Raw genomic sequence first — 16,069 nt, forward strand, 5'->3', positions numbered from 1 at the left:
TTTCATTTATACTCCTTTCTTCTTTGTCTGGATGCCTCATACATCAGAATAGCTGCTGCCACCCCGGCATTCAGAGACTCCAGCTGTCCCTTCATTGGAATCTTGATCAGACAGTCTGCCTGACCGGCGGTTGCGTCTGTCAGACCATTTCCCTCATTTCCAATCAAAAATGCAGTTCCACCGGTATACGATTCCTCATCATACCAGCCCTTTCCCTTCAGATGTGCCGCATAAGAACGAACCCTCTGCTTTTTGAACCATGCGAACACCTCCTGAAGATCCGGTGCGATCACAAAAGGAACCCGGTAAATAGATCCCATCGTAGAACGGATCGTCTTTGGATTGTAAATATCCACGCAGTTTGCGCTCATAAAGATCCCATCCACTCCGGCGCCCTCCGCCGTTCGGAAAATCGTTCCCATATTTCCCGGATCCTGCAGATCTTCGAGGACGAGAAACAGCGGGTGCTCTTTCTCCCCCATCAGTTCTTCCATTGTATAATGATACTGACGCACAACGGTAAGCACTCCCTGCGGCGTCAGCGTATCACTCATCTGGGCAAACACTGAATCTTTTACCATTTCATAAGGAATCCCCTGCAAAAGTACCTGATGCTCCGGATCTTCCAGAAAACTTTCCGACACATATGTCTTTACCAGCCGTTCCCTCGGAACCTCCCGGAACATCCGTAACCCTTCCACCAGAAAAACATCCTGCTTTCTGCGCTCCCGGGCTTTCTTATTCAGCTGGATCATCTGTTTTACCTGCGCATTGCTGCTGCTTGTTATCATAGTATACCCATTCCTTTATTTTCTATAGAAGTTCCATATAAACATGGACTTTGGCTTGTTGCCCGCGAGTCAAAAACGGCGGCATACCGACTCAGAAGGTATGCCGCCGTCACTCTCGTCTTTTTTATTTGGAATAGTTTGCAGACAGAGATTTTGCAACTTCGTACTGATATTCGGAAATACCTTTCTCCATAGCCAGTGCTTCGTTGATATCAAAGTCCACATATTCGCCGTTTTTGTATCCAACGACACGTTTTGTTTTTCCTGCTGCCAGCAGATCTACTGCATAAGATCCCATCATGGAAGCATGTACACGGTCGATACATGTCGGGCTTCCACCACGCTGCATATGACCCAGAATGGTTGCACGGGTTTCAATACCGGTAGCTGCCTCGATACGTTTTGCCATGCTGCTGGAATGTCCGATACCCTCTGCGTTGATGATGATGTGGTGTTTTTTACCACGTTTTCTTCCTTCGATGATGTTGTTGATCAGTTTCTGCTCATCATAATCGTATTTTTCTGGAAGCAGGATATCTTCTGCACCGTTGGCGATACCACACCACAGAGCCAGGTAACCTGCATTTCTTCCCATAACTTCGATAACGCTGCAACGCTCATGAGAAGTAGAAGTATCACGTACTTTGTCGATTGCTTCCATAGCAGTATTCACAGCGGTATCAAAACCGATGGTATATTCTGTACATGCGATGTCCAGGTCGATGGTTCCCGGAATACCAACTGCGTTGATTCCCAGATTTGCCAGCTTCTGAGCACCTGCAAAAGAACCGTCACCACCGATAACTACCAGACCGTCAATGCCGTGTTTTCTGCAGATATCTGCTGCTTTTTTCTGTCCTTCTTCTGTTCTCATCTCTGCACAACGTGCTGTATACAGGATCGTACCACCGCGACCGATGATATCAGATACATCTTTTGCAGACATATCGATGATCTCTTCGTTCAGCAGTCCGTCATACCCTTTCAGGATACCTTTCATGTTCAGTCCTTTGCTCAGTCCACGACGAACAACCGCACGGATCGCAGCATTCATTCCCGGAGCATCTCCTCCACTTGTCAATACGCCAATGGTCTTGAGTTCTTTTGCCATAATGTTCCCTCCACTAATATATCTAATCTAATACCGGATAACTGGATTATCCGGCTCTATCGCCTTATCGTTTTATATTTTAATGCATATGAAGCTGTTTTTCAATACTCTTTTCCACAACTTTGACATTTTCCGCGCCGTATTTTCCGCGTAAAATACCAAGCAGATTGTCCTCGATTTCGATGCTTCTCGATGCCGGAAGATGTTTCATCTGCTTTTCTGCCCGCAGATACACGACCACATGATCGCTGCCGTCGGACTGGCGCAGCGTATCATAGAGTCCTGCCACCTCCTGCTCGTACTGTCTGCGGTCGGCAAACTGGATCCACAGCTCCCGCGGCACCTGATCGAACGAGACAATCTTTTCACAGATCAGTTTGCTCGCCTTATCATCCTCCGCTGATACTTTTCCCATGATAAATACTTTGGAATCCGTCTCGATCAGCGCAGCATTTCTCTCATAATCCCTTGGAAATACAACCACTTCCACCGTTCCGACAAGATCTTCCAATGTGATAAATGCCATCACTTTATTGTTTTTGGTGTATTTGATCGTCTTTTCCGTGATCATACCGCCAATGACCACTTTCGATTCATCTTTGACCTTCGGCATTTCGCTCTCTTCCATCGGTTGAAAATCCGAGGTCGTCGCCGTGATATTCTTTTTCCAGACATCTGCGTATTCCTCCAGCGGATGACCGCTGATATACACGCCAAGCACTTCTTTTTCAAATGCCAGCTTGTTTTCTTTCTCATATTCTCCTACGTCCGGCATCCGGATCTCGAAACTCTTTTTATCCTCCTCGCCCATGATATCAAACAGACTCATCTGACCGGTCATCGAAGATTTTTTCTCCTGGTTGACCGTATCCATCACCTGCACATAGATCATCATAAACTGCTTTCTCGTTCCGCCGAGGCTGTCAAAGGCTCCCGCTTTGATAAAGTTTTCGATTGTTCGCTTATTGACTTCTTTTCCGCTTAACCGCTGGCAAAAGTCTTTGAGCGAGGAAAATGCGCCGCCGCGTTCTCTTTCTTCCACGATCGCTTCCATCACCGGTTTTCCGATCCCCTTTACTGCAGCCATGCCATACCGGATACTGCCATCTTCTACGGAGAAACTTCCGGTACTGCGGTTGATGTCCGGTGGCAGGATCTGAATGCCCATCTGCCGGCAGTTCAGGATATATTCGGATACCTTCGACGGATTATCAATACACGAAGTCATCAATGCCGCCATAAATTCCACCGGATAATAGTATTTTAACCACGCAGTCTGATACGATACCACCGCATAAGCTGCAGCGTGTGACTTGTTAAATGCATACTTGGCAAAATCCGTCATCTCATCGTAGATCTTATTTGCCACCTGCTCGCTGATTCCGTTTGCGATACAGCCGGGAACCCCTTCTTCCTTATTTCCATAAACGAAGTTTTCCCTCTCTTTTGCCATAACCGCCGCTTTCTTCTTCGCCATGGCACGGCGTACCAGGTCGCTTCGTCCCAGTGTATAGCCTGCCAGATCACGCACGATCTGCATAACCTGTTCCTGATAAACGATACAGCCGTAGGTCGGTTCCAGAATCGGCTCCAGCTGCGGGCAGTCATAGGTGATCTGATCCGGTGCATTTTTTCCTTTGATATACTGCGGGATAAAATCCATCGGACCCGGACGGTACAGGGAGATTCCAGCGATGATATCTTCCAGACTCTTCGGTTTCAGCTCCTTCATGAAGTTTTTCATACCGCTACTTTCCAGCTGGAACACACCCTCGCATTTTCCGCTTCCGATCATGCCGAGTACCGCCTGATCGTTGTAATCGATTTTTGACAGATCCAGCTCGATTCCTTCGCTCTTCTGCGCCAGTTTTACCGCGTTCTGGATCACGGTCAGCGTACGCAGTCCCAGGAAATCCATCTTCAGAAGTCCCAGTTCTTCCAGCGTCGTCATCGTAAACTGCGTCGTGATCGAACCGTCCGAAGCCCGGGAGAGCGGCACATACTCATCCACCGCTTTCTGGCTGATCACGACACCGGCGGCATGCATCGAAGTATGCCGCGGCAGACCTTCCAGACGTTTCGACATATCGATCAGATAGCGGATCTGCTCGTCACCCTCGTACTGATTTCTCAGCTCCGGGTTCATTTTCAGGGCTTTATCGATCGTGATATTTAACTCATTCGGGATCATCTTCGCGATCGTATCCACCTGTGCATACGGAAAATCCAGTACCCTTCCGACATCCCGGATAACACCGCGCGCCGCCATCGTACCGAACGTAACGATCTGCACCACCCGGTCTTTTCCGTATTTTCTCACGACATAATCAATGACTTCCTGTCTCCGTTCGAAACAGAAGTCAATATCGATATCTGGCATGGATACTCGTTCCGGGTTCAGGAAACGCTCGAACAGCAGCTGATACCGGATCGGATCCAGCTGTGTGATCCCCAGCGAATACGAAACGATACTTCCCGCCGCGGAACCTCGTCCCGGACCTACCATAATATCGTTGTCTCTCGCATATTTGATAAAATCCCATACAATCAGGAAATAATCCACATACCCCATGGTCTTGATTGTATTTAACTCATAGGTCAGACGCTCTTTCAGTTCTTCCGTTACCGGATGGTATTTTTCTTCCAGGCCTTCCCAGCAGAGTTTATTCAGGTACTCCCAGGAGGTATATCCGTCCGGAACGTCGTATTTCGGCAGTTTGGTCACGCCAAATTCGATCTCTACGTGACACCGGTCACCGATTTTCTTTGTATTTTCCAGAGCCTGCGGTGCATACGGGAACAGTGCCGCCATCTCTGCTTCGGATTTGACATAATACTGCCCGCCCTCATAGCGCATACGGTCTTCGTCCTGCACTTTTTTTCCGGTCTGGATACACAACAGGATATCGTGGGAGCCTGCATCTTCCGCATAGGTATAATGTACATCGTTGGTACATACCAGTTCAATCCCCGTCTCACTGCTCATACGCACCAGCTGCTGATTGACCATCTCCTGCTCCGGGATTCCATGATTCTGTAATTCCAGGAAGAAATTATTTTTTCCGAAAATCTCCTGATAACGCAGTGCCGCCTTTTTTCCTTCCTCATACAGTCCTCTGGTCAGAAATCTCGGGATCTCACCGGCAAGGCAGGCGCTCAGCGCGATAATACCCTCGTGGTATTTTTCCAGAACTTCCAGATCCACACGCGGTTTGTAGTAATATCCTTCCACAAATCCTGCCGAGACGATCTTCATCAGGTTGCTGTAGCCCTGATTATTCTCCGCCAGCAGTACCAGATGATAATACCGGTCTTCCCCGTGCTGCATCTCTTTGTCAAATCGGGAACCGGGCGCCACGTAGACCTCGCACCCGAGGATCGGGTTGATTCCGGCTTCCTTTGCCGCGCGGTAAAAATCGATACAGCCATACATCACACCGTGATCTGTGATCGCCGCACTGTCCATGCCCAGCTCTTTCACCCGGGCTACATACTCTTTGATTTTATTGGAACCATCCAGCAAGCTGTATTCCGTATGCACATGCAAATGTGTAAATCCCATCGGTTTTCCTCCTATTTTGCTATCGCGGCAGTCGCCAAGGTTCCGTGCAAATACGGACTTTGGCTCGTTGCCTGCGTAATAAAGAATGTGCCTCGGCACATTCTCGCGCCTGCGGCGGTCACTTGCGACATCTACCTTATACGCCGCAGTGCGCATCCTCGCGGAGCGTTCTTTACTTTACAGGAAAGCAATTTCCTGTAAGGTAAAAAAGTCTGGTCGGTACTATCCCCGTCCAGACTTTCCTGCCTCTACTCTTTTCCTGTTTTTCGTGCCAGTACATTCAGCCAGAGTTTATCTGACTTTTCTGACCGTACATCCTGTGTGGTCCAGATATCAACCACTTCCAGTTCCGGATATTCTTCCATCAGACTCTGCAATTCCCTTCTGGTGTAATCATGGAAATAACGCCCATGATAAATTCCATCCCGGTCTCCCTTATGTACGGAAAAATAAAGCACACCATTTTCCTTCAGCGCCTTCACCAGTTTTTTCATAACCTTACGCATCTCATCTTCGGTCAGATGAATCAGGGAAGCACACGCCCAGATCCCATCAAAGACATCATCAAATTCCATCTCATCATAGGTCATCTGCAGTACTTCTTTGTCCGTGTTTACCACTGCGAGCTTACACATCTCCTCCGAGCCATCCATCGGTGTTACATAAAATCCATATTCTTCCAATAACAGGGTGTCCCTTCCGGAACCACATCCCAGGTCCAGCACTTCTGCATTCTCCGACTCCTCGGACAGAAGTTCCACAAACGGCTTCATAACCTCTTCCATGCTCGCATCTACTGTTTCTTCATAATAGGGCACCGCATACCGGTTATAATAGTCTATCGAGTCCAACGATAATCCTCCTTTTATTACTCAGACAGTCGTTTTCTTTTCCAACTGCATACTATCTTTTTTCTATCGGCAACCATCCTTCACGTTCTTCCGTTTTCTTCACGGGACTCAGTCTGCAAAGTGTTACCAAAATATACTGTATAGTATAGCAACTGCTGCCTAAAAAATCAAGTAAATACGTTTATCCTGGATCTTGATTTTCTTCTCTTTTAATAAATGACCGACCGCACGTTTAAATGCCGCTTTGCTCAGTCCGAATTCCCGTTTGATCACTTCCGGTGACACTTTATCATCAAACGGCAGCACACCCGCATACTCACCGATCACCTTTAATACCAGTTCGGAATCCTCATCCATCTGCTGGTAGGCTTTTTTTCTCGGAGAAAGGTTCAGTTTTCCATCCTCTCTTACATTTGTCACACGGCAGCTTACCTTCTCGCCCGGACGATACTGGCCCTGCGCTTCCGTCTTCGGGATCAGACCGGAATACTGATCGTCAACTGCCACAAATACGCCGAAATTGTCGCTGATCTCATAGATTCTTCCCTCTACCTGATCTTCTACCACATACGGAGACTGCGTTTTCAGGTACGGATATACTTTCATGGTCGCACACAGACGGTCGCTCTTGTCGATATACAGGGCTACCAGAACTTCCTGATCCTTTTTCACCTTCACAGTCTGCTCTTTATATGGAAGCAACAGATCTTTTTCCAGTCCCCAGTCCAGAAATGCTCCGATTTTTCCAACTTCCGCAACTTTTACCACTGCGGTCTGGTGAAGCTCCAGCGCCGGTACTCTGGTTGTTGCAATCAGGCGGTCTGCGGAATCCCGGTAGATAAATACTTCCAGTTCATCGCCTACTTTTGTATCAGCCGGTACCTGTTTTGCCGGCAGAAGCACTCTCTCCTGCTCCTTCGCGTCTGCCTTCTCTCCAAGATAGACACCGAATTCCACTTTTTTTACTACCTGTAACTTCTGTCTTCTTCCTAATTCAATCATGATCGTTCCTCCGTAACTGTGTTCACGCAGCCTCCTGCGTGTGTATTTTTTGTTTTTTCATTATAATATATTTCACACACCGTTCCCAGCATTTTCTTGTTTTTCTTTCTATTATAATTTCTTTCATTTAAAAAGTTTCTCAGGCGAATTCTACCACCGCATACGGTTCTTTCTCTTCATTACACAAAGCAACTACATAGCTGTCTTCCGTTTTCGAAACCAGCGGGAAAATCTTATCTCCAAGCACTGCCTGTCTCTTGTATTCCGCCCGCAGTCTCTGCACTTGAAAATCAGCCGGAATGTATTCCTGCGACAGGCGGATATACTGTGCATTGTTTACATGATGATTGGAGTCCAGATGATACTGACGGACGGTAAAGCATCCCATCTCCTGCCGTTCCTCCGGAATCCGAATCTTTCTTCCGAGCGGTTTCATATCCAGTTTCTCCTCTATCGGATATACTGCCCGTTCTTCCTCCGATGCCTTTACCGGATGTCCGGTTTTTGTATCGATATACGCCCAGCTTGAATCCGCACATGCCAGTATTTCCCCATCCAGTGTCTCCATCAGAAAATTACGCTCCCCGATAAATCCCCGGAACCCGTGCGGCCAGGTGGAAATCCGTATGCTCTCCCCAAGGTCAGCTGCTCTCCTGAATTCGATCTGCCATCCGGTCAGCACCCACGCTCTGCCCAGTTCTCCCTGAACCGCCGTGCCGCGCCCTACAGATTCCGAATGAAATACACTGCAATCCTGAAAATAATTCAGCACACTGTAAAGAGTCATCCTCGTATCTTCACCGACTTCACTGTAACGTACTTTACTTTCAAACGAATACATGCCGTTTTCCTCCTGTTGTTATCAATATGCAATGCAATCAAAATTGGTCCACTGGACCAATTATTGATATACAGCGTAAGAAAAAAGCCTTGGATCTATATCCAAGGCTTGAAGCTGGGCTACAAGGATTCGAACCTTGAAATGACGGAGTCAGAGTCCGTTGCCTTACCATTTGGCGATAGCCCATTAACTTATTGTGCTGTGCTTTTTATTTCTGTACCGCTCAGCGACAAGATGTATTATATAGCACCCTTCAGAAAAATGCAAGTGTTTTTTTGAAATTTTTTCAAAAATTTTTTTAGCCCGTTTTTTTGCTGTTTTTTCGCCGTTTTCTCTCCCTCGTTTTTTCCAGATTCTTCCTTTCTTAACTGACAATTTCCTGTCCATTTATTCCGCATCGGTTTACTTTGTTTTTTCAAAATGGTATACTATACAAAAATTGATCACTGAATTTATAAGGACAACAATAAATATATGGAGGTACGCCATGAGAGCGCTGGATTTAACCTTATTAACTGATTTATACGAATTAACCATGATGCAGGGTTATTTTAAAAACCCTACTGATCAGGTTGTTGTATTTGATGCCTTCTACAGACAGAACCCGTGTGACGGCGGTTATGCGATCGCAGCCGGACTGGAACAGGTCATCGAATACATCCGTGACCTGCATTTTTCTCCGGACGATGTGGAATATCTGCGGGGACTGAACCTGTTCGACGATGATTTTCTGGAATATCTGAGAGGCTTCCACTTTACCGGTGATATTTATGCGATTCCGGAAGGAACCGTTGTGTTCCCGAGAGAACCTCTCTTAAAAGTAGTTGCTCCTGTCATGGAGGCGCAGCTGGTGGAAACCGCAATCTTAAACATCATCAACCATCAGAGTCTGATCGCCACCAAAGCCTCCCGCGTGGTTTATGCGGCAAAAGGTGACGGTATCATGGAATTCGGTCTTCGCCGTGCACAGGGACCGGATGCCGGTATCTACGGTGCAAGAGCCGCTGTGATCGGCGGCTGCGTCGGAACTTCCAACGTGCTGACCGGCAAGATGTTCAATGTTCCGGTCAAAGGTACACATGCACACAGCTGGATCATGAGCTTCCCGGATGAATATACCGCATTTAAAACCTATGCAAACCTGTATCCGAACGCCTGCCTGCTGCTGGTAGATACGTATGATGTACTCGACTCCGGTGTACCGAACGCGATCCGCGTCTTTAAAGAAATGAAAGAAAAAGATCCGAACTTCCACGGCTACGGCATCCGTATCGACAGCGGTGACCTGGCTTATCTGTCAAAGAAAGCTTCTGAAATGCTCGAAGCTGCCGGATTCGGCGATGCGATCATCTCCGCTTCCAGCGATCTGGACGAATACCTGATCGACAGCCTGAAAGCACAGGGCGCCACGATCAACTCCTGGGGTGTCGGCACGAACCTGATCACCTCCAAAGACTGCCCGGCATTCGGCGGCGTCTACAAACTGGCAGCCATCAAAGACAAAGACGATGAGGATTTCGTACCGAAGATCAAACTTTCTGAAAATACAGAGAAAATCACAAACCCGGGAAATAAAACCATTTACCGTATCTACGACAAAGCAACCGGCAAGATCCGTGCCGATCTGATCTGTATGGTGGACGAAACCTTTGATGAATCCAAAGACATGATCATCTTCGATCCGATCGAAACCTGGAAAAAAACCAAGATCAAAGGCGGCTCCTACACACTCCGGGAACTTCTGGTTCCTGTCTTCCAGAAAGGCCTGTGTGTTTACACCTCTCCTTCCGTTATGGAAATGCAGGCAATCTGCAAAAAAGAACAGGAAACCCTGTGGCCGGAGACACGCCGTCTGGTAAATCCGCAGAAAGTGTATGTGGATCTGTCCGACAAGCTGTATAAAGTAAAATCTCAGCTGCTCGAAGAGATGAGCATGAAGGCTCTGGATCTGCAGTAAAAATTTGTCTTACAGGTATCGATTCTGTTTATACCGCTGATTGTCAAGGTAGTTGTCAGTAAAAATTTATATTTTTTGTTCGTGCAGGTTATCAGATATTGTTCTGTACCTGACGTGAGTATCAATAAATGATCTAATTTATTGGCAATCACGTCAGGCACAGAACCCTGCTTGAGCGCTAGCATTTTGAATGAATTGATTTTTATGATACAGCAGTCTTTTCAGCTTCTGTTTCAAGCTGCTCCGGCATCTTATCCGGATTCAGATACACTGTATCTGGAAGACTCCAGTCACGGGTTGCACGTCCATTCCAACGTTCTGGATGCTCTGCTTTGGCAGCTTCGTAGACCTCTTTGCGTTTGGCCAGTATCTTATCAGACAAGCCGCTGCGGCGCTGGTATGGAGTAAGAAACTTCAACCCACTGTGATGGTGATCGTGGTTATACCACTTTACAAACAGGCTGACCCATTCCCGTGCCTCTTCCAGTGTTCCAAATCCTTTGGGCTGATAATTCGGACGATACTTCAGCGTTTTGAATAGGCTTTCGGCGTATGGATTATCATTGCTCACACGCGGTCTGCTGTTTGAAGGGGTGATTCCAAGCTGATACAGTGTCGCCAGCATTGTTGCCCCTTTCATGGGTGAGCCGTTATCAGAATGTAACACTAACGGTTCTGTAGTGAGCCGGCCTTGTTTCAGACAGATCCTTTTGATCAAGCTGCTGGCACAGTCTGCACTTTCTTCTTCGTAGACTTCCCAGCCAACGATACTACGGTCATAAAGGTCTGAAAAAAGGTACAGGTAATAAAACATCCCTTTATGTGGTCCATTCAGATAAGTGATATCCCACATATACACCTGATTCGGAGCTGTTGCGCTGTATGTAGATGGACGGTTGTGTTTTGGTGCTTCGCTGCGTCCACGATGATTTAACATTTTTTCTTCCCGCAATACACGGTAAAAGGTTGATTCAGAGGCAACATAAATCCCCTCATCGGCTAATGCAGGAACGATCTCACATGGTGCCATGCTTGCGTATTCTGGCCTGTTACAGATACTTATGATCTCCCGGCGTATCTCTGCCGATATCTTATTTGCAGGATCCGAGTGATCTGCTGAAGGACGTCCATCCCCATAGGAATCCGTATCTGTCTTTCGTTTTTTCCAACGGTAGAAAGTCCGTTCCGTGATCCCGAGACGGTCACATGCCTTTTTGCAGGTAGCCCCCGATGCAATGGCCTCATCGATCAGCAGTACAGCAGTTTCGCGGTCTGGGGCGCTGATCATTCGTCCTCTGGATCCCCCCAGATCGCATTTGCTTTTTTTGACAGTACAAGTAAAGCTGCCGCTTCCGCAAGAGCTTTTTCCTTGCGCTGTAATTCTTTTTCAAGTTTTCTGCGTTCTTTTTCAGAATCCTTGAGTTCACGGTTAAGCCGGGAAGCTTCCTTCGCGATACCGCCATTTGCATTCATGCAGGCATCTTTCCAGGCTTTGATCTGTTCAATATAAAGTCCTTTTTTACGGGCATACTCAGCAAGTTCCGTCTCATTCATGCTTGCTGTTTCAACGACAACTAAAAATTTGTCCTGTGTGCTCCAGTCGTCAGGGACAGCATCTGTACCAGGAGCGGCATAACCTTCCTTTCTGGCTTTATCCCGCCAGTTACGAAGTGTCTGTTCAGAGATACCTTCTTCCCTGGAAATCTTGGTAATGGATTCATTGTTTGGTGGAAGCATCCTTCTAAGGAGTGCATCCTTTAATTCTGGACTATAGTTCATAGTGAAAGCTCCTTCCTGTGATGGCTCTATACTACCACAAAAGTAATTATCTTTCACTGACAACTATCCTAACACACAGGGATACCATTATATGTTTAAAACACGACCCAGGAATTCCCCACGAAGTAATTCCTGGGTCGCTGAATATCGCAAGACAAATCTAAACAATGTTTATTTATCGGAACATTGAATATCGGTAATTACTCAACAAATAGTATGCCAGACTCCCGAGACATACAAGCCACGATATATTTTAGAAAGAAAGGAACCTGCTATGAAACTTACGATTCTCGGAACCGGAAACGCTGTTGTCACCCGCTGTTACAATACCTGCTTTATCTTTGACGATAACGGAAAATACTTCCTAGTCGATGGAGGCGGCGGTAACGGCATTCTGCGCCAGTTAGAAGATGCCAACATCCCTTGGAAAGAGATCCGCGACATCTTCATCACACACAAACACCTCGACCATCTGACCGGTATCATCTGGATGATCCGCATGATCTGCCAGAACATGAAACGCGGAACCTACGAGGGCGAAGCCAACCTCTACGGTCACGCCGAAGTCCTCCAGATGGCACACGATATCGCCTGTATGGTCCTGCAGCCAAAAGAAGCCGCCTACATGGGTGACCGCCTGCACCTTATCACAGTAGAAAACGGTGAAACCAGAGAAATCATCGGGCACGACGTGACCTTTTTCGATATCGGCTCCACCAAAGCCAAACAGTTCGGCTTCTCCATGGATCTCGGCAACGGCAAAAAACTCACCTGCTGCGGCGATGAGCCATACAACCCATGCGAAGAACCATACGCCAAAGGCAGCAAATGGATGCTCCACGAAGCCTTCTGCCTGTATCGCGACGCCGACCATTTTAAGCCGTATGAGAAACACCATTCTACCGTCAAAGACGCCTGCAAACTGGCACAGACACTCGGTGTTGAGAACCTGATTCTTTATCATACGGAAGATAAGACGATTGAGCATCGGAAAGAGTTATATATGGCGGAAGGGAAGCCTTATTTCGATGGGAATCTGTTTGTTCCGGAGGATTTGGAAGGGTTTGAATTATAATGTAGACTAATGTGCAAAATAAGGATGTGTTGCAGTAACGATTTATCGGTTCTTTCTGAACTTTGGGTACAACAAAATGAAACCTTAGCGGGTATCAAATGGATACCCGCTTGTTTTATAATAATGTGAACTTCCAGAAATTTTACAACTAAATCAATCGTTCTCCGATTTTTGGTAAACGTCAAACCACTCGCCTAGCCGGATCAGCGCATTTATGAGATACTCTAAAAAGTACGAAAAAACTAACTAGTTTTTTAGAGGAGGACTAAAGTATGGACCAATCAACTCATGATGTAAGACGCACCAACTGGCTGAACATTATAGAACAATGTCAGCAAAGGCCGGAAAATATGACCGTGAAGCAATGGCTTGCCGATAATGGTATCAAAGAAAAATCTTATTATTACTGGCTCCGAAAATTCCGCAAAGAAGCGTATGAGCAAATGCAGATGCCACCAGCCACTTCATCTCCGGAAATCACGTTTGCTGAGATCTCTGTTCCGTTAAGCAGGCAGGAAGAACCGATACACTCCTTTCAGGAACAACCTCCGGCTGCCATCATCAAAAATGGTGCTTTATCCATTGCGATATCTAACGATATTTCGGAAGCCCTGCTTGACAGGATCTTCCAGGTGATCCGTCATGCTTAACGATGCAGCAGGAATCCGCAGGGTTGTACTCGCCTGCGGATATGTTGATCTGCGGAAAGGCATTGACGGACTGTCCATGATCATCGGTGACAGATACCATCAGAATCCTTTTGAAAAAGGAACTCTTTTTCTTTTCTGCGGAAGAAGATCCGACCGGATCAAAGGTCTGCTTTGGATGGGAGATGGATTCCTGCTTCTGTACAAACGCTTAGAAGACGGATCCCTGACCTGGCCCAGGACAGAACAGGAAGCTGCAGAACTTACAGAGGAACAGTTCCAGTATCTGATGCTCGGACTGAACCCACTGGATCCAAAGATCAAAGAGGTCCATCCGAAAAGAGCACTCTGACTTTTGTGCAAAACAGAGATTTTTTCAGCGTTTTCATCAGGTCAAAAATCAGTCGTTGTAACATAGGTTTTCACTCTTTCCAGACGCACTCAGTGCATCTGAGAATGATTGAAAATAAATTTTTTGAACCTTGAAAATACTATATTTTCTTATGTTTATGGACGTTATACGGCTTTTTGGCACATAGGCATAATGACGAAGACGTCATTCTTGGAAATTCGCCATTTTCCGTTGTTTCTGTTATAATGGATACAGTGAAAAGGAGCGGGACAATGGATCATAAACATACACTTACTGAACTGAATAACTGCAGCCGCGAGGAACTGATTACCATGGTTCTTTCCATGCAGGGACAGCTGGATATGCTGAACCAGAACATAGAAAAACTGATCGAACAGGTACGCCTCGCCAACAGCTATCGTTTTGGCAAACATACGGAAACTTTAAAATCGATCGACGGACAGCTCTCCTTTTTTGATGAAGCAGAAGCTGCATATGATGCATCAGTTCCAGAACCTTCTGCAGATGAGATCCTGCCCACCAAGCGGAGTCAGAAGAAAAAAGGAAAACGGGATCTGGATCTGAAAGATTTCCCTGTAGAGATCCTTCCGCCGTATCATGTTTCCAAAGAAGAACTGGATGCCTTCTATGGCGATGGCAACTGGCGTCAGATTCCAAGTGAGATCTATAAGAGGCTTCGCTACGAGCCGGCATCATGGACCGTTGAGGTTCATACGGTCGAAGTATATGTTGGGACTGACGGTGACCATCAGGACGAATTCATCCGCGGAGAAAGGCCAAAGGATCTGCTCCGGAACAGCATTGTGACCCCGTCCCTGCTGGCAGCTATCCTGAACGTAAAGTATGTAAACTCATCCGCACTTCACCGGATCGAGCAGGAATTCGAGCGCAATGGTGTAAAGATATCCCGGCAGACCATGTCCAACTGGATCATCAAATGTGCTGACAGATACTTTGCACCTTTTGTTGAGCGGATGAAATCAGAACTGCTGTCGCTGCATGTCACACAGTCTGATGAAACGCCGACGCAGGTGATCGCAGACAGCGATCATCCCAACAGCAAGTGTTACATGTGGGTGCACCGTTCCGGTGAACTGTATAAGGAGCGCCCCATCGTGATCTATGAATACCAGAAAGGGCGCGACCACCACAAACCTCTGGATTTTTACCGGGACTATAAAGGGATCCTTGTAACGGACAGCCTCCAGCAGTACCACGTACTTGAAAGGAAACTCCCAGAGGTAACAAACGCGAACTGCTGGGCACATGCAAGGCGCGATTTTGCAGATGCAGTAAAAGCAGCCGATAAAAAAGACCCACAGGCGGTCAAACAGTCGGTTGCATATCAGGCACTGCAAAAGATCGCAGGATTCTATAATATCGATACGGAGCTAAAAGGGCTCTCGTCGGAAGAACGTCTTCAAAAGCGGCAGGAGGTGATCCGGCCGATGGTTGAGGAATTCTTTGCGTGGGTAAAACAACAGGCTGCGGAATGTGCTGTACCGCCGAAATCAAAAACGGCCCAGGGACTGAACTTCCTGATCAACCAGGAAAAATATCTTAAAGTTTTCCTGGAAGACGGCGATGTTCCCATTGACAACTCGGCTTCGGAACGGGCGATCCGGACCTTCTGCATCGGAAAGAAAAACTGGATGTTCCACAACACCGCAAACGGGGCGAATGCCAGTGCACTGGTGTACAGCATTTCAGAAACTGCGAAGCTGAACAACCTGCGGCCGTATTACTACTTTAAGTATATCCTCACAGAGCTGCCGAAACGCTGCGATAAACAAGGAAATATAGATCCTGCGGAATTAGATGATCTGATGCCTTGGTCATCAGAACTTCCAGACGAATGCAGGAAACCACGCCGCTCATAAAAAAGCGGCGTTTCATTTAATGTCAGGCGCATGGTTTGACGTTTACTTTTATCTTCCATAGAAAAAAGGATCCCTCGCAAGGTAGAAGACTAACAAGCCTTGTCCTTGCTGGGATCCTTTCAATTACTACTGGGGATGCCGGAATTTGCTATTAACCGACAGCCCCTTTTCTTATTTTTTCAGTATTTTCAGGGCATTCT

Annotated in this window: 13 protein-coding genes and 1 tRNA gene; 5 read left to right on the forward strand and 9 right to left on the reverse strand. The window is 46.9% G+C overall.

The window, feature by feature from the left end; genetic code table 11:
• Positions 1 to 2: 2 nt before the first annotated feature.
• From ETP43_RS14780 to ETP43_RS17170, 8 genes are all read right to left on the reverse strand, one after another.
• The gene (locus ETP43_RS14780) at positions 3 to 791 is read right to left on the reverse strand and encodes a TrmH family RNA methyltransferase (protein ID WP_129258951.1); all 789 of its coding nucleotides are present in this window, start codon (positions 789 to 791) and stop codon (positions 3 to 5) included.
• Positions 792 to 915: 124 nt separating this feature from the next.
• On the reverse strand, positions 916 to 1,902 hold the full coding sequence (gene pfkA, locus ETP43_RS14785; protein ID WP_022398853.1) for a 6-phosphofructokinase: 987 nt from the start codon (positions 1,900 to 1,902) through the stop codon (positions 916 to 918).
• Positions 1,903 to 1,981: 79 nt separating this feature from the next.
• Positions 1,982 to 5,464, reverse strand: a complete 3,483-nt coding sequence (locus ETP43_RS14790; protein WP_129258953.1) for a DNA polymerase III subunit alpha — start codon at positions 5,462 to 5,464, stop codon at positions 1,982 to 1,984.
• A 248-nt stretch (positions 5,465 to 5,712) separates the two neighbouring features.
• Positions 5,713 to 6,315, reverse strand: a complete 603-nt coding sequence (locus ETP43_RS14795) for a class I SAM-dependent DNA methyltransferase (protein ID WP_129258955.1) — start codon at positions 6,313 to 6,315, stop codon at positions 5,713 to 5,715.
• A 159-nt stretch (positions 6,316 to 6,474) separates the two neighbouring features.
• A complete protein-coding gene (locus ETP43_RS14800) occupies positions 6,475 to 7,317 on the reverse strand; it encodes a CvfB family protein (RefSeq protein WP_022398850.1) in 843 nt (280 codons plus the stop codon).
• Positions 7,318 to 7,456: 139 nt separating this feature from the next.
• Complete coding sequence (locus tag ETP43_RS14805) at positions 7,457 to 8,158, reverse strand: acyl-[acyl-carrier-protein] thioesterase (RefSeq protein WP_129258957.1); 702 nt, start codon at positions 8,156 to 8,158, stop codon at positions 7,457 to 7,459.
• Between the two features lie 114 nt (positions 8,159 to 8,272).
• Positions 8,273 to 8,344, reverse strand: a tRNA-Gln gene (locus ETP43_RS14810).
• On the reverse strand, positions 8,345 to 8,545 hold the full coding sequence (locus ETP43_RS17170; protein ID WP_164979739.1) for a hypothetical protein: 201 nt from the start codon (positions 8,543 to 8,545) through the stop codon (positions 8,345 to 8,347). It abuts the tRNA gene before it with no gap.
• 100 nt (positions 8,546 to 8,645) lie between these two features.
• On the opposite strand from ETP43_RS17170, the gene ETP43_RS14815 reads away from it, so the two are divergent.
• Positions 8,646 to 10,115 carry a nicotinate phosphoribosyltransferase gene (locus ETP43_RS14815; RefSeq protein WP_129258959.1) on the forward strand — a complete coding sequence of 490 codons (1,470 nt, stop codon included), beginning with the start codon at positions 8,646 to 8,648 and terminating at the stop codon, positions 10,113 to 10,115.
• A gap of 202 nt (positions 10,116 to 10,317) precedes the next feature.
• Here the strand turns inward: ETP43_RS14815 and ETP43_RS14820 are convergent.
• Positions 10,318 to 11,894, reverse strand: a protein-coding gene (locus ETP43_RS14820; RefSeq protein WP_408608685.1) for an IS3 family transposase whose coding sequence is annotated in 2 segments (ribosomal slippage) — positions 10,318 to 11,432 and positions 11,432 to 11,894 — 1,578 coding nt in all. Because the reading frame shifts where the segments join, the coding sequence is not laid out codon by codon here.
• A 274-nt stretch (positions 11,895 to 12,168) separates the two neighbouring features.
• Here ETP43_RS14820 and ETP43_RS14825 point away from each other — a divergent pair.
• The 4 genes from ETP43_RS14825 (at position 12,169) to tnpC (ending at position 15,869) form a co-directional block, all read left to right on the forward strand.
• On the forward strand, positions 12,169 to 12,969 hold the full coding sequence (locus tag ETP43_RS14825) for an MBL fold metallo-hydrolase (protein WP_129258961.1): 801 nt from the start codon (positions 12,169 to 12,171) through the stop codon (positions 12,967 to 12,969).
• Positions 12,970 to 13,241: 272 nt separating this feature from the next.
• Positions 13,242 to 13,619: a hypothetical protein gene (locus ETP43_RS14830; protein ID WP_118710427.1), complete on the forward strand. Its 378-nt coding sequence runs from the start codon at positions 13,242 to 13,244 to the stop codon at positions 13,617 to 13,619.
• Complete coding sequence (gene tnpB / locus ETP43_RS14835; protein ID WP_117526118.1) at positions 13,612 to 13,968, forward strand: IS66 family insertion sequence element accessory protein TnpB; 357 nt, start codon at positions 13,612 to 13,614, stop codon at positions 13,966 to 13,968. Before ETP43_RS14830 ends, tnpB begins: the two co-directional genes overlap by 8 nt.
• A gap of 272 nt (positions 13,969 to 14,240) precedes the next feature.
• Positions 14,241 to 15,869 (forward strand): IS66 family transposase, encoded by a 1,629-nt coding sequence (gene tnpC / locus ETP43_RS14840; protein WP_129258963.1) that lies wholly within the window; start codon positions 14,241 to 14,243, stop codon positions 15,867 to 15,869.
• Positions 15,870 to 16,069 lie beyond the last annotated feature (200 nt).

The sequence above is a fragment of the Blautia faecicola genome, from assembly GCF_004123145.1.
In the GTDB taxonomy this organism is placed as follows: domain Bacteria; phylum Bacillota; class Clostridia; order Lachnospirales; family Lachnospiraceae; genus Oliverpabstia; species Oliverpabstia faecicola.

Bases quoted from the DNA above. Each gene is read 5' to 3' on its own strand.
- ETP43_RS14780 (WP_129258951.1), bottom strand. From the start codon at position 791: ATGATAACAAGCAGCAGCAATGCGCAGGTAAAACAGATGATCCAGCTG.
- pfkA (WP_022398853.1), bottom strand. From the start codon at position 1,902: ATGGCAAAAGAACTCAAGACCATTGGCGTATTGACAAGTGGAGGAGAT.
- ETP43_RS14790 (WP_129258953.1), bottom strand. From the start codon at position 5,464: ATGGGATTTACACATTTGCATGTGCATACGGAATACAGCTTGCTGGAT.
- ETP43_RS14800 (WP_022398850.1), bottom strand. From the start codon at position 7,317: ATGATTGAATTAGGAAGAAGACAGAAGTTACAGGTAGTAAAAAAAGTG.
- ETP43_RS14805 (WP_129258957.1), bottom strand. From the start codon at position 8,158: ATGTATTCGTTTGAAAGTAAAGTACGTTACAGTGAAGTCGGTGAAGAT.
- ETP43_RS17170 (WP_164979739.1), bottom strand. From the start codon at position 8,545: ATGGACAGGAAATTGTCAGTTAAGAAAGGAAGAATCTGGAAAAAACGA.
- ETP43_RS14815 (WP_129258959.1), top strand. From the start codon at position 8,646: ATGAGAGCGCTGGATTTAACCTTATTAACTGATTTATACGAATTAACC.
- ETP43_RS14825 (WP_129258961.1), top strand. From the start codon at position 12,169: ATGAAACTTACGATTCTCGGAACCGGAAACGCTGTTGTCACCCGCTGT.
- ETP43_RS14830 (WP_118710427.1), top strand. From the start codon at position 13,242: ATGGACCAATCAACTCATGATGTAAGACGCACCAACTGGCTGAACATT.
- tnpB (WP_117526118.1), top strand. From the start codon at position 13,612: ATGCTTAACGATGCAGCAGGAATCCGCAGGGTTGTACTCGCCTGCGGA.
- tnpC (WP_129258963.1), top strand. From the start codon at position 14,241: ATGGATCATAAACATACACTTACTGAACTGAATAACTGCAGCCGCGAG.